This is a genomic window from Rheinheimera salexigens, from assembly GCF_001752395.1.
Taxonomy (GTDB): Bacteria; Pseudomonadota; Gammaproteobacteria; order Enterobacterales; family Alteromonadaceae; genus Alishewanella; species Alishewanella salexigens.
This window is the reverse complement of record NZ_MKEK01000001.1, coordinates 1,164,729-1,178,408: the sequence shown is the minus strand read 5'-3', so window position 1 is coordinate 1,178,408 and position 13,680 is coordinate 1,164,729. Positions and strand designations below refer to the sequence as shown.

Genomic DNA, 13,680 nt, shown 5'->3' with positions numbered 1-13,680 from the left:
CCTCTTCAGGGAAATAAAAACGTTTGTAAAAACTGATGCTTAAGTGTTGTTTTCGCCTCTTCAGTATAGCCGATAGCAGGAAATTTACCCCATACCGGTGCAGGCCAAGCATCATCATGCACAAAACGTACTATATGATGTATATGTAATTGTGCAACCACATTACCCAGTGCCGCAACATTTAACTTAGCATGTTTGTAATGTTTTTTTAACCAAAAACTTAAAGCTGCGCTTTCTTGCCATAATTGTTGCTGCTGCTGGGGGGATAAATCTATTATCTCACTAATATTATTCAACTTAGGAATTAATATAAACCAAGGGTAGCGACTATCGTTGTTAAGTCGAATCTGACATAGCGCTAAATCAGTTATATAAATGCTGTCGTTTGCTAATCTAGGATCAAGTGTAAACTCATCGTTCATTATATTTACCTTACTAATTCCCTTAATGATTACCTAAATAAATACCTGATTAATCTTGCTGAGCTTTTTCTATAATCAGCTGCATCTGTTCTAAGAGTGCTGCTACTTCTGCTGAATGTTGTTGCTGCGCAGCTAGCTCTAGCTTATCTGAAAATGCGGTTAATTCTGGATAGCCCATACTTCCCGCACTACCTTTTAAACTATGCGCCGCAAAACTTAATTTGTCCCAAGTTTGGGCTGCAAAAAGTTGTTCAAACTCAGCAAATAATATTGGTAATTGTGCCGTAAAGTGTTGCTTTAACGCTTTCATTTGCGGATCTTGTTCTAATTGTAAGTCCAAACTTAACATTGCTCGGTCAGATCGCTCGCCATACCTCGACAAGATGGCCGTTAATTCCGCTAAAATAATCGGCTTAGCTAATACGGCTTGGCAGCCTGATTGTTTATAATGTTCAATATCATCTGTCATGATATTGGCAGTAACAGCAATTATCGCAGTATCAATACCGGCATAACGGATTAGGCGAGTGGCTTCTTCACCACCCATCACTGGCATTTGCATATCCATAAATATAATATCAAACGACTCTGCTAGCGCCCGTTCAACTGCTAAATGGCCATTTTCAACTATGACATAAGTTGCATGGGCTTTATCTAACATTAACGACAGTAATAATTGGTTATCTTGGTTATCTTCAGCCACTAAAATATGCAGTTTATGCATGTTAGGGTCCACCTCAACAATGGCAGGTACGCTTACTTTAAGGTCGCGATGATATTGATCGATCAGGTCTAAAGTTTGTTGTTGGCAGTTAAAACGCATTTCAAAACAACTGCCTATGCCTTTAACACTGTCGACAAAGATATCACCATCCATCTGTTGCATCAGCTTTTTAGAAATACACAAACCTAATCCAGAACCACCAAAATGACGGGTAACTGTGGCATCAGCTTGTACAAAAGGCTTAAAGATACGGCTTAACTCAACTGCCGTCATACCAATACCGGTATCTTTTACTTTAATAATTAATTGTTGGCTAACAACATCAAAACTGACGTGAATAATCACCTTACCTTTAGTAGTAAACTTAATGGCATTGCTAGTTAAATTTAGTAACACCTGCCTAAAACGTAACGCATCATTATAGATAATTTGTGGTAGAGGATACTGCCACTCTAACCTGCACTGTAAACCAATAGCGTCGGCTTGGGCTTGGGTCTGTTGATACACATCATCTATTAAAGCTAAGCAATTAAAATATTCAGGGGCTAATTCAAGCTTTTCAGCTTCTATTTTAGATAAGTCTAAAATATCATTAATTAAACTTAATAAATGTTCACTACTTTTTAGTACCCGCTGTAAGTAATTTTCTCTTTTAATGCCTTCGTTTTCTTGCACTGCTTGCTCTGAAAAGCCGATAATAGCGGTAAGGGGGGTGCGGATTTCATGGCTCATATTAGCTAAAAATACACTTTTTAATTTATTCGCTTGCTCGGCTGTTTCGCGAGCTAAAATTAACTCTTGGTTAACCGCAGCCAAATCATCATTAGCCCGTTCTAAATCTTGAGTTCGTCTTAATACCTTATCTTCTAATTGCTGCTTGTAGGCACGCTCACGTTCGCGATAAACCCGTAATTGACGCACCATAACGTTAAATGCCGCAAACATATCGCCTAATTCATCATGTTTATTCACTTCTAATAAAATAGAGAAATCACCGCGGCCTACCGCCGTTTTAGCAGCGGTTAATTGCCGAATAGGCGCAAGCACGTTACGAATGAGTAAAAAGTACACACAAAGCGGGATCATAATGCAGACAATTAAAATTAAACCGATAATCAACCATGACAATAAGGGTGCTGGATATAAATCAGTTTCATCTAAACTTAATAATAATTGATAATTGGCCGTTAAATTTTGGCCAAGCACTACTCGTGGCTGAGCAAATAAGGTCGCACGCTCAAATTGTTGCTGCTCGATACTACTTTGGATCCGACGAAAATCAGCAGGAGCAATAACACTGCCTATATTTGCCGTATTAGCTGCATAAATAATAGTCGCAGATTTATTAATTAATAAAGTGCGACTATTTGGAGTATGCTGATAGTTAATTTCTTGTTGTAGCCTACTTGGCTCAACGACGACCACTAAATAGCCCCATAATTGCCGAGAGTCAGTAACTGATACCGAATAGATTTTTTGAGCGAAATATAGCTGCAATTGCTGATTAGTGTTTTCTCTGGCCAGAAAAAAGCCGGCTTCATCGACTTGAGCTTGTAATGAAGAAAAATAGCGGTTACGAAATCGATTGGGTATATTGGAGACATCCGGTTGCTGCGGCACCTGAACGGCATAATCGCCATTAAGATGTAACACTTTTACCGAGCTGATACTGCGATCGGCATTCGCGAAATCTTGCAATCGTGAACTTAAATAAGACTGATTTGTCGCAGTTGGCTGGGATAAATATTGGTGTAAACTCGCGCTCTGCGCCAACATACCTAACTGGACTAAGTAATGCTGGAAGAAACGGTCTAAATGATCGGCTTGCTTATTTAATGCTTGCTGGGCTTGAAATAAAGTTTGTTTATCAATCTGCTGTTGTTGAAAATAATAGGCTAAATAACCGAAACCGATAACGGGCAGAAGCAGTAACGGTAACATATACACAACGAGTGTTTGACGTAACCTCATCCTTGTCCTGGTTATTTAGCGAACTGTTTTGTTCATTGTTAAAGTAATAACTACAGCATAACTAGCAACGGCTATAGCCACAACCTTTAGTTAACTCTTCCTAAGCTAACTAATCTCAGCCTAATAGCTAAAATGATTAAATAATTTTATTATCTTGCCAGAATTTTTCTTTTTCTAACCGGCGTAGTCTACTTTCGCAAGGTTTATCACAATCACAGGCTTTCTCGATACCCAAAGCGCCTAAACCGCCACAACTACCGGCAATGGTTTTACGCTGCACTAAATAACCTAGGGCCATTGCCACTACCACTAATAAAAACAATGCAAACGTTAATAAAAATATGCTCATAATGGTTACCTTACTGCTCAGTAATATAGGGTTTAAACATTTCAGACACTAACTCAATATAGCCATCATCGGTTTTTACAACCAATAAAGCCGCTATCTGATGTTTGTTAGCAAAATCCAGTGCTTCTTGCTCATCATCCATAATATTTAAGGCTGTTGCATAACCATCCGCTGTCATACATGACGGATGAAAAACGGTTGTAGAAACAATTCTATTTTGTATCGGCCGTCCGGTGTGCGGATTAATTAAATGGGAAAATCTAACACCATCTTGCTCAAAGTAATTACGATAATCACCTGATGTCGCCACACCCATATCACCTGGGGCAATTACGCGCTGAACAGAGCGCTCTGCTGTTTCAGGTTTCTCAATTGCTATACGCCATGGCTGCTCAGGTTTCGCGCCTTTAATACGCATCTCACCGCCAATTTCGACTAAGTAATTCTGGATACCGGCTTGTTCTAAAATATCAGCCACTCTATCTACGCCATAGCCCTTAGCAATAGTGGATAAGTCCACGGCTAAATTAGGAGTAGACTTAGTTAACCCTAGCGCGGTTAACGTAAGTTTTTCGATACCTATATAAGGTTGGACAGCATCAATTTGGCTTTGTTCAGGTGCTTGCTCAATGCGACCTTGGGCGCCAAAGCCCCACAGTTCAACTAAAGGTCCTACCGTAACATCTAACACACCATTAGTTTGCTTACCAATACGGATAGCTTCTGTAATCACAGTACGGGTGGGTTCGCTTAATACAAAAGGTTCGCTACCCTTATAAGCATTAAAACGCATCAGTTCCGATTGCGGTCTATAGGTAGACATTAAATCATTTACTAACTCTAAGTCTGCATCGACTTGCTGCTGTAACTTAACATGATCAATTTCAACATCATGGATAAACTTAACTACATAGTAAGTTCCCATGGTGTTGCCGCTAAACATTTGTATGTCAGTTGTTTTTTGTGCTGGGCTACATGAAACTAAAATGGCCAGCGCCAAAGCCGCTAGCCAAAGTTTATAATGAGCTACTAATTGCATACGAGTTCCTAAAAGCAGCAGGGGCAGCTTTAAAAAGTGCCCCTGCTCGTTATATCACTGTGTTAGCCACCAAAGTCATCTAACATAATGTTTTCATCTTCTACACCAAGATCTTGCAGCATGCTAATAACCGCTTTGTTCATCATTGGCGGACCACACATATAGAACTCACAGTCTTCCGGAGCTTTGTGGTTTTTAAGGTAGTTTTCATAAATTACATTATGAATAAAACCAGTATAGCCAGTCCAATCATCTTCAGGCTGTGGATCAGATAACGCCACATGCCATTCAAAGTTTTCATTTTCCGCAGCAAGCATATCGAAATCTTCGGTATAGAACATTTCACGCTTAGATCGCGCACCATACCAGAAGCTAACTTTACGCTGAGTCTTTAAACGACGCATTTGATCGAAAATATGCGAACGCATTGGGGCCATACCTGCACCACCACCAATAAAGACCATTTCAGCTTCAGTTTGCTTAGCGAAGAATTCACCAAATGGGCCAGAAATCGTGACTTTATCACCTTCTTTCAAGCTCCAAATATAAGATGACATTTTACCGCAAGGTAAGGTCAAATTATTTGGTGGCGGCGTAGCAACACGCACGTTCAGCATAATAATGCCTTTTTCTTCTGGATAGTTTGCCATTGAGTAAGCACGAATTGTTTCTTCGTCTACTTTTGACTCTAAACTAAAGAAGTTAAAACGCTCCCAGTCACCACGGAACTCCTGTGGAATATCAAAATCTTTATATTTGATATGGTGCGCAGGTGCTTCAATTTGAATATAACCACCGGCACGGAAAGGTACTACTTCGCCATCTGGTATTTTCAAAATTAATTCTTTGATAAAGGTTGCTTTGTTATCATTAGAGATAACTTCGCAATCCCATTTTTTAATACCAAAGACTTCATCTTCAACTTCAATTTCCATATCAGATTTAACATTAACCTGACAAGATAAACGGCAACCTTCGCGCGCTTCACCTTTAGAAATATGACCTAATTCTGTTGGTAGAATTTCGCCACCACCAGATTTAACATGCACCTTACACTGACCACAAGTACCACCACCACCACAAGCTGAAGATAAGAAAATACCTTTATCAGCTAAAGCGCCTAGTAGTTTACCACCGGCTTGGGTTTTGATAGCTTTGCCTGGATCATCATTAATACTGATAGTAACATCACCCGTGGCAACCAATTTTGATTTAGCCGCTAAAATAATAATTACTAACGCCAGCACCACCAGGGTAAACATGCCAACGCCAAGAAATATGTCTACATTTTCCATATTGCGTTCCTTTACCCCTTTACAGAGAAACACCTGAGAAAGACATAAAGCCTAATCCCATTAAACCAACAATTAAGAAAGTTGAGCCTAAACCGCGCAAACCTTCCGGAATATCTGCATACTTTAACTTTTCGCGTACTGCGGCCAGTAAGGTAATCGCTAATGCCCAGCCAATACCACTACCAATACCAAACACCACACTTTCACTAAAGTTATAGTCACGCTCTACCATAAAGGCGACACCACCAAAAATGGCACAGTTTACGGTGATTAAAGGTAAGAAAATACCCAAAGCGTTATATAACGCTGGGAAAAACTTATCTAAAATCATCTCAAGAATCTGTACTAAAGCAGCAATAACACCAATGTAGGTTAAGAAGCCTAAGAAGCTTAAATCAGCCTCTGGAAATCCTGCCCAACCCAGTGCGCCAGGCGCTAATAAATTTTGGTAAACCAAGTTATTAACCGGTACTGAAATACCCAGTACTACAGTTACGGCTACACCTAAACCAAAAGAGGTGGTGATTTTTTTCGATACGGCAATAAAAGTACACATACCGAGGAAAAACGTTAGCGCTAAGTTTTCTATAAACACCGCGCGAACAAACAAACTAATATAATGTTCCATCGATAACCCCTTATGCCTTCTCTACTTGCTCAGTACGGAAAGCGCGTAGCACCCATATAAATGCGGCTATAATGATAAACGCACTTGGTGGCATTAACAGTAAACCCATTGGCTGATACCAACCGCCATCTTTCACTAGCGGCATTATTTCGACACCAAATACAGTACCTGAACCACCTAATTCGCGAATAAAGGCTACCAGCATAAGCACTAAGCTATAACCTAAACCGTTACCAATACCATCTAAAAAGCTAATACCAGGCGCACGTTTCATTGCAAAAGCTTCAGCGCGACCCATAACGATACAGTTAGTAATAATTAAACCAACAAATACCGAAAGCTCTTTAGAGACTTCGTAGGCATACGCTTTTAACAACTGATCGACCAAGATAACTAAAGACGCAATAATGGTCATCTGCACGATAATACGTACGCTAGATGGTATATGGTTACGAATTAATGAAATAAAGAAGTTAGAAAAAGCCGTTACTAAAGTAAGTGCAATACACATTACTAAGGCTTTATCCATCTGCGTGGTCACCGCTAATGCCGAACAAATACCCAATACTTGTAACGCTATCGGGTTGTTAGCAAAAATAGGACCAAACAGGACCGTTTTAATTTCTTTTGCATTAGCCATTATTTAATGCTCCGTCACGAACTTTAGCCAGGAATGGGGCAAAGCCCTTAGCACCGGCCCAGAAATCGAAAGTATACTGCACACCATTACTGGTTAAAGTAGCACCAGATAATCCATCTACTTCAAAAGCAGAATCGGCACTAGCATTGCCCGGTTTCACTACTTTAATTGCCGGTTCACCAGATTTGTCCAGTAATTTCTTACCTTCAAATTGAGCCACCCATTTTGGATTTTGTACTTCACCACCCAAACCAGCCGTTTCACCCTGCTCGTAATAAGTTAAGCCTTGAATCGTCGTGCCATCACTGCTTAATGCTAAAAAAGCATGCATAGTTGACCATAAACCATAACCATGGATAGGTAACACAATGGAGGTTAACTCACCAGACTCGATGCCATTTTCATAAGCAAAGTAGACAGGCGCAATGTTAGCGCGGCGTTTAATAGAAGCGAAATCTTCTGCAGCTGTTAAACTTACGCTGGTTTCAGGTGCTTTCATCGCTTTGCGATAATCATAGTTTTCAGGTTTTTCAACTAAATCACCAGTATCCATATCAACAAAGCGCTCTTCAATATGACTGCTGTAAAGCTCAGACACATTGCTACCAGTTAACAAACCAGTTACTGCCAGAACGTTTTTCTGCGAGTCTAACAGTTTATTCGCTGTTTGCAGCGGCCGTAATTGTACCGCTGCAGTTGATACGATAACCGCACAGACTAAACATAAAGAGATGACTACTATCAGCGTTTTACTGATGCTATCGTTATTACTAGACATTGCGTGCCAGCCTCCGTTTAATGTTGGCCTGAGCCACGAAGAAATCAAATAATGGCGCAAATAAGTTGGCAAATAATATCGCTAACATCATACCTTCTGGATAGGCAGGGTTAACAACACGAATCATTACCACCATTAAACCAATTAATATACCGTAACCCCATTTTGCTTGATTAGTAAAAGATGCCGACACTGGATCAGTTGCCATAAAGAACATACCGATAGCGAAGCCACCTAACACTAAATGCCAATGCCAAGGCATAGCAAACATAGCGTTCGTTTCAGAGCCTATAGAATTAAATAGGAACGATGCTGCCACCATACCAATCATTACGCCCGCAACAATACGCCAAGAGGCAATACGGAAATAGATAAGAGCAAAACCACCGATCAATAGCGCTAATACAGAGGTTTCACCTACTGAGCCTGGAATAAAGCCGTAGAATGCATCCCACCACAATTGCATATTATCACTATAGTTTAAGTTACCTGAAGCAGCTTCACTTAACCAAGTTGCACCTGAGTAACCATCGGCAACTGTCCATACCGCATCACCTGAAATAGCAGCAGGGTAAGCAAAGAATAAGAAAGCACGGCCGGCTAATGCAGGGTTTAAGAAGTTACGACCCGTTCCGCCAAACACTTCTTTTGCCACTACGATACCGAAGGTAATACCTAACGCTACCTGCCATAAAGGAATAGTTGCCGGTAATATTAACGCAAACAAAATTGAGCTAACAAAGAAGCCTTCGTTGATTTCATGCCTACGCACAGTTGCGAATAAAACTTCCCAAAAACCACCGACAAAAAAGGTCACCGCATAGATTGGTAAAAACCAAACTGCGCCATACCACATCTTGCTGCCCCAACCGGAGTCAAGTGTCAGCTCACCACCCAGCATGGCAAATAAACTTACCTGCCAAGTGTCTGGCGCGCCAAAACCAGCTTGTAATGCAATTACAGCTTGATGACCAACGTTATACATACCAAAAAACAAAGCTGGAAATAACGCTAACCAAACAAAGATCATTATCCGCTTTAAATCGATACTGTCACGAACGTGAGTCGCATTACGGGTTACATGACCTGGTGTATACAATACTGTCGCTAATGCTTCATATAATGCATACCATCTTTCATATTTACCGCCTTTTTCAAAGGACGGCTCAATACGCTCTAAAAAATGCTTTAAACTCATGACTAGCCTTCCTTCTGAATGGTCGTCAAGCAATCACGTAAAATAGTACCGTAATCGTATTTACCAGGACAAACAAAGGTACACAGTGCCAAATCTTCTTCGTCCAATTCTAGACAACCTAAAGCTTGCGCTTCATCAGTATCACCAGAAATTAAATCTCGTAGTAATAATGTCGGCAATATATCCAATGGCATAACTCGCTCATAGTTACCGATTGGTACCATAGAACGCGGCGAACCATTAGTTGTTGTGGTCATATTAAACAGTCGTTTCGGATTTAAATGTGCTAAATACGCGCGTGTTACCGAAAATTTAGTTGCACCTGGTGCTAACCAACCTAAGAAAGCTTTATCATTACCTTCGGCTAAAACCGATAATTGGTTATGGAAACGCCCTAGATAGCCATGAACACCATGAGCATTAGTTCCTGCTAACACAGAGCCAGAAATAATACGTTGTTGACCCTCTTGTAACTCACCTGCAGTTAACTCGCTAACAGATGCACCTAAAATGGTTTTCACTAAACGCGGTGATTTCACTACAGGACCGGCTAATGAAATAACCCGCTCATTGAATAGTTCGCCAGTAGTAAACAATTTACCTATGGCAATTACGTCTTGATAACCAATGTGCCAAACAATATTTTTAGCACTGGCGCTATCTAAGAAGTGAATATGAGTGCCAACTAAACCCGATGGATGTGGGCCATCAAACTCAGCAACTTCTGCTTGAGATATGCTAGGTACAGTACTGCCTGCTTTTTTACACAGATATAATTTATTACCTGCGGTTAAAGTAGATAGTACGGTTAAGCCATGCGTAAAGGCTTCAGCATTAGCTGCAATAATAACACTGGGATCTGCCGCTAACGGGTTGCTATCCATGGCATTAACAAATATCGCCTTAGGCGAGCTGTCTAGCGCTGGAGATTGGCTGTAAGGTCGGGTACGTAATGCTACCCAAAGACCTGACTCAGCTAAGTTTTGCTTAACCTGTTCAGCACTTAAACCAGCCAACTGATTAGCTGGATAGCTAGCAAACTTTTCTGCTGCATCACCCTCTGCTGTTATTACAACAGATTGCAACACACGCTTAGCGCCTCGATTTATTGCTGTGACAGTACCTGCAACAGGTGCGGTAAACTTAACGCCCAGATTCTTTTTATCTTCAAAAAGTATCTGACCTTTTTTTACGCTATCACCTACTTCAACCGACATAGTCGGTCGCATACCAACATATTCTTCGCCCAATACCGCTACGGTTTTGATGCTATTGCCGGTACTTATCTCTTGTTTAGGACTGCCCGATAGGGGAATGTCCAAGCCTTTCTTGAGTTTTATCATACGTACTTGCACTACTATTATTGGAAGAAACAGGACCTAGTTTTTCAGCTGCTCACCGCGCAGCGCATCCGAAGAACAAATTCAGGTCAGTGCCTGTTCATTTTGTCAGCGGATACACGTATTAAAGTCGCGAATTCTAGCACTAATACGATCACCTATCTATGCTAAAACGTAAATTTTCCGGCAAATGAGCCGAGTAAATCGACGCTTGGTCTACGTCGCAGTTTATCCTTAGATTAAACCAAGCGTTTTCATTATCGTTCTAGTGAAAGCTTATGCGTACCGTGCTAACTATTTGGCTGACTTTATTTAACCAAGTTTTTTAAAGGCAGCTGAGCTTGCACGTCAGCATTATAATCAACATGGTCGTAACCAAAGCCAAACAAACGTAAAAACTCACTGTGATAGCCTTTATAATCAGTCAAGGTATCAATAGTTTCTGTTGTTACTTCATGCCACAAATCTGTTACCGCTTGTTGAATGTGATCACTCAGCTCTTTACCATCTTGGCGTAAGCGCCCGGCATCATCTAAAGTCGGTGTTGCACTGTATAAACCTTCGCGGAATAAACCGTTTATTTGTTCGATACAGCCCTCATGCGTGCCCTCTTCTTTCATCACCCGATATAATAATGAAATATATAACGGCATAATGGGAATAGCTGAACTGGCTTGGGTAACTAACGCTTTTAACGACGCAACATAAGCTTTACCTTTAATCCGAGAAAGCTTGTCAGTTATGGCTGTTGCCGCGCGATCTAAATCTTCTTTGGCCCGGCCAATGGTCGCTTTACCATAAATTGGCCAGGTTAATTTTTCACCAATATAAGTATAAGCAACCGTTTGGCAGTTATCAGCTAATACGCCCGCGCCATCCAGTTGGTTTAACCAGCGTTCCCAATCTTCCCCACCCATGACTTTTATAGTGTTAAATATTTCTTCGTCATTAGCCGGTTCTACTGACACATGCTCAATTTCACGCTTACTGGTATTTAAAGTTTTAGCAGTATAGGCTTCACCAATTGGCTTTAATACCGAACTATACACGTCGCCCGTGACCGGATCTTTGCGTCTAGGGGCGGCTAAGCTATAAACCACTAAATCAATTTTACCCATTTCTTGGCGAATAATATCGATTGCTTGGGCTTTTAACTCATCGGTAAAAGCATCACCATTAATATGTTTATTCCATAAACCTGCAGCATCGGCAGCTTGTTCAAATGCGACGGTATTGTACCAACCCGCTGAAGCGGTTTTAGTTTCACTAGGTTCTTTTTCAAAAAAGATACCTAAGGTTTTAGCGCCTGAACCAAAAGCGGCGGTAATACGTGACGCTAAGCCATAACCGGTTGATGAACCTATAACCAGTACATTTTTAGGGCCTTGGCTAATATCGCCTAACGCCTTAACGTACTCAATCTGTTCATTAACATGCTCAGCACAACCCACTGGATGCGCATTAGTACAAATAAAACCACGAATTTTCGGTTGAATAACCATGACAGCTCCTGCTGTTATTGCGAAAAATTGTCGCTAGTGTAAAACTTTACCAGCAAAAACAGGTCGGATCAGCTAAACGCTTAGCCGACATACTGTTTATGCTGCCCAAATTTACTTGCCACCACCATAACAATTAGGCGAGGCAGGCACTTGTTCAGCTTGTTGTTCACTCCATTCTTGCGGCGTATAAGTATGGATGGCCAAGGCATGAATATGCTGCGCTAACTCTTCAGCTAACACAGTATTAACAGCCCTATGCCGCTGCAACAAACGCTGTTCAGCAAAAAGGCTACTAACAACAGTCACATTAAAATGTGACTCAGACCCCTCTGCAACATTATGCTTGTAGCTTTCATTAGTCACTTGTAAAAATGTTGGCGTGAATGCCTGGCGTAACTTCTGCTCTATAATCTGGTATATAACCATTATATAAATCCTTGCGCTGCTAATACAGCCGTTAATCAACCTACTAAATATAACTCGCGGCATACTATACGCCAAACTTTGACAGCCAGAAAGCCAGTGAAAAGTTACTATCCTATTGCCTTAAATCGTTACAGTTGATTTTGTTAGTTGTCGCTATCGCACCGACATGGCAAAATAGGGTCCTTATTTTATTAGATGTGTTGTTATGAATATTAACTTTGAAAGTGAAACCGGTACTTGGCAATTACAGCGTTGGCCATTAAACCAGCATAATTCTAGCTTACAAGCTTGGGACGCTGCCGATGAATTGCTGATCACTCATGCTGTTGCAGCCATTGCTAGCTTTACAACAACGCATCAGCGTCAGCCTAACGTACTTATTATAAATGATAGTTACGGTGCATTATCTTGTGCTTTAGCCGGTTGCCAACAGACTCAAATCAATGATTCGCTACTTGCTGCCCAAGGTACTTTATATAATCGTCAGCAAAATAATCTGCCAGCAGAACAATTAACTCAGCTTACTAGCTTAGATAATTACCCCACTGCAGATATTGTTTTACTTAAATTGCCTAATAACCATAGTTATTTACAATTTATTTTGCAGCAGCTTGCAACCGTCGCTACCCCAGAGACGATTATTTATGCCAGCGCCAAAGCTAAAGACATTACTCGCAATGTTATGGCGATATTTGAACAGTTACTAGGCCCAAGCTCAGCGTCATTGACGGTGAAAAAATGCCGCCTCATACAAAGCCAGGTTAATCCAGCCACTGCGCAAAACAAAGCGGTTGAATTCCCTATAGTTTGGCCTTTAGAAGGCACCAGTTTTAAAGTGGTTAATCATGCTAATGTGTTTTCACGCGAAAAACTTGATTTAGGTGCTCGGGTGTTTCTCAAGCATTTACCACAATTACAAGATAATCAAACTGTGATTGATCTTGGCTGTGGTAACGGCGTGCTGGGTCTTAAGTTGCTACAACAAAATAGCACTATCAAAATGATTATGACTGACGAATCCTATATGGCTATAGATTCAGCTCGGCAAACTATTGCCAATAATTTACCTGAGCAATTAGCCCAATGTGAATTTGTTATCGATGACTGCTTACAGCAGCAAGCCGATAAGTCAGTAGATTATATTCTATGTAACCCGCCGTTCCATCAACAACAAGAAGTCACTCGGCACATTGCTAACCAAATGTTTACCGATGCCAAGCGGGTGCTTAAACAAGGCGGCTATTTCCGTATTGTGGCCAATCGTCATTTAAATTATACCGAAGTTCTACAACGCCTATTTGGTAATTGCCGACTGTTAGCTACCGGCCCTAAATTTGTTATTTTAGAAGCCATCAAAAGGAGTTAAGC

13 protein-coding genes are annotated in these 13,680 nt (G+C 40.8%); 1 reads left to right on the top strand and 12 read right to left on the bottom strand.

Annotated elements, in window-relative coordinates:
* Positions 1-5 precede the first annotated feature (5 nt).
* The 12 genes from BI198_RS05440 to bolA form a co-directional block, all read right to left on the bottom strand.
* Positions 6-422 (bottom strand): HIT domain-containing protein, encoded by a 417-nt coding sequence (locus BI198_RS05440; protein WP_070048645.1) that lies wholly within the window; start codon positions 420-422, stop codon positions 6-8.
* A gap of 49 nt (positions 423-471) precedes the next feature.
* The gene (locus tag BI198_RS05435) at positions 472-3,117 is read right to left on the bottom strand and encodes a hybrid sensor histidine kinase/response regulator (protein ID WP_070048644.1); all 2,646 of its coding nucleotides are present in this window, start codon (positions 3,115-3,117) and stop codon (positions 472-474) included.
* 136 nt (positions 3,118-3,253) lie between these two features.
* Positions 3,254-3,466, bottom strand: a complete 213-nt coding sequence (gene nqrM, locus BI198_RS05430) for a (Na+)-NQR maturation NqrM (RefSeq protein WP_070048643.1) — start codon at positions 3,464-3,466, stop codon at positions 3,254-3,256.
* A gap of 10 nt (positions 3,467-3,476) precedes the next feature.
* Complete coding sequence (locus tag BI198_RS05425) at positions 3,477-4,505, bottom strand: FAD:protein FMN transferase (protein ID WP_070048642.1); 1,029 nt, start codon at positions 4,503-4,505, stop codon at positions 3,477-3,479.
* A gap of 62 nt (positions 4,506-4,567) precedes the next feature.
* Positions 4,568-5,800, bottom strand: coding sequence for an NADH:ubiquinone reductase (Na(+)-transporting) subunit F (gene nqrF / locus BI198_RS05420; RefSeq protein ID WP_070048641.1), 1,233 nt, complete (start codon positions 5,798-5,800; stop codon positions 4,568-4,570).
* A gap of 19 nt (positions 5,801-5,819) precedes the next feature.
* Complete coding sequence (gene nqrE / locus BI198_RS05415) at positions 5,820-6,428, bottom strand: NADH:ubiquinone reductase (Na(+)-transporting) subunit E (protein WP_070048640.1); 609 nt, start codon at positions 6,426-6,428, stop codon at positions 5,820-5,822.
* 10 nt (positions 6,429-6,438) lie between these two features.
* On the bottom strand, positions 6,439-7,068 hold the full coding sequence (locus BI198_RS05410) for an NADH:ubiquinone reductase (Na(+)-transporting) subunit D (RefSeq protein ID WP_070048639.1): 630 nt from the start codon (positions 7,066-7,068) through the stop codon (positions 6,439-6,441).
* Positions 7,061-7,846, bottom strand: a complete 786-nt coding sequence (locus tag BI198_RS05405) for a Na(+)-translocating NADH-quinone reductase subunit C (RefSeq protein ID WP_070048638.1) — start codon at positions 7,844-7,846, stop codon at positions 7,061-7,063. Before BI198_RS05405 ends, BI198_RS05410 begins: the two co-directional genes overlap by 8 nt.
* Positions 7,839-9,044 (bottom strand): NADH:ubiquinone reductase (Na(+)-transporting) subunit B, encoded by a 1,206-nt coding sequence (locus tag BI198_RS05400; RefSeq protein ID WP_070048637.1) that lies wholly within the window; start codon positions 9,042-9,044, stop codon positions 7,839-7,841. The genes BI198_RS05405 and BI198_RS05400 overlap by 8 nt, the downstream gene beginning before the upstream one ends.
* A gap of 2 nt (positions 9,045-9,046) precedes the next feature.
* Positions 9,047-10,387, bottom strand: coding sequence for a Na(+)-translocating NADH-quinone reductase subunit A (locus tag BI198_RS05395; RefSeq protein ID WP_070048636.1), 1,341 nt, complete (start codon positions 10,385-10,387; stop codon positions 9,047-9,049).
* Between the two features lie 305 nt (positions 10,388-10,692).
* Positions 10,693-11,886 carry an enoyl-ACP reductase FabV gene (gene fabV, locus BI198_RS05390; protein ID WP_070048635.1) on the bottom strand — a complete coding sequence of 398 codons (1,194 nt, stop codon included), beginning with the start codon at positions 11,884-11,886 and terminating at the stop codon, positions 10,693-10,695.
* A gap of 111 nt (positions 11,887-11,997) precedes the next feature.
* The gene (gene bolA / locus BI198_RS05385) at positions 11,998-12,312 is read right to left on the bottom strand and encodes a transcriptional regulator BolA (RefSeq protein WP_070048634.1); all 315 of its coding nucleotides are present in this window, start codon (positions 12,310-12,312) and stop codon (positions 11,998-12,000) included.
* 205 nt (positions 12,313-12,517) lie between these two features.
* On the opposite strand from bolA, the gene BI198_RS05380 reads away from it, so the two are divergent.
* The gene (locus BI198_RS05380; protein WP_070048633.1) at positions 12,518-13,678 is read left to right on the top strand and encodes a methyltransferase; all 1,161 of its coding nucleotides are present in this window, start codon (positions 12,518-12,520) and stop codon (positions 13,676-13,678) included.
* Positions 13,679-13,680 lie beyond the last annotated feature (2 nt).

Coding starts and splice junctions, on each gene's coding strand:
- BI198_RS05380 (WP_070048633.1), top strand. CDS start 12,518: ATGAATATTAACTTTGAAAGTGAAACCGGTACTTGGCAATTACAGCGT.
- fabV (WP_070048635.1), bottom strand. CDS start 11,886: ATGGTTATTCAACCGAAAATTCGTGGTTTTATTTGTACTAATGCGCAT.
- nqrM (WP_070048643.1), bottom strand. CDS start 3,466: ATGAGCATATTTTTATTAACGTTTGCATTGTTTTTATTAGTGGTAGTG.
- nqrF (WP_070048641.1), bottom strand. CDS start 5,800: ATGGAAAATGTAGACATATTTCTTGGCGTTGGCATGTTTACCCTGGTG.
- BI198_RS05405 (WP_070048638.1), bottom strand. CDS start 7,846: ATGTCTAGTAATAACGATAGCATCAGTAAAACGCTGATAGTAGTCATC.
- BI198_RS05440 (WP_070048645.1), bottom strand. CDS start 422: ATGAACGATGAGTTTACACTTGATCCTAGATTAGCAAACGACAGCATT.
- BI198_RS05425 (WP_070048642.1), bottom strand. CDS start 4,505: ATGCAATTAGTAGCTCATTATAAACTTTGGCTAGCGGCTTTGGCGCTG.
- nqrE (WP_070048640.1), bottom strand. CDS start 6,428: ATGGAACATTATATTAGTTTGTTTGTTCGCGCGGTGTTTATAGAAAAC.
- BI198_RS05400 (WP_070048637.1), bottom strand. CDS start 9,044: ATGAGTTTAAAGCATTTTTTAGAGCGTATTGAGCCGTCCTTTGAAAAA.
- BI198_RS05410 (WP_070048639.1), bottom strand. CDS start 7,068: ATGGCTAATGCAAAAGAAATTAAAACGGTCCTGTTTGGTCCTATTTTT.
- BI198_RS05395 (WP_070048636.1), bottom strand. CDS start 10,387: ATGATAAAACTCAAGAAAGGCTTGGACATTCCCCTATCGGGCAGTCCT.
- BI198_RS05435 (WP_070048644.1), bottom strand. CDS start 3,117: ATGAGGTTACGTCAAACACTCGTTGTGTATATGTTACCGTTACTGCTT.
- bolA (WP_070048634.1), bottom strand. CDS start 12,312: ATGGTTATATACCAGATTATAGAGCAGAAGTTACGCCAGGCATTCACG.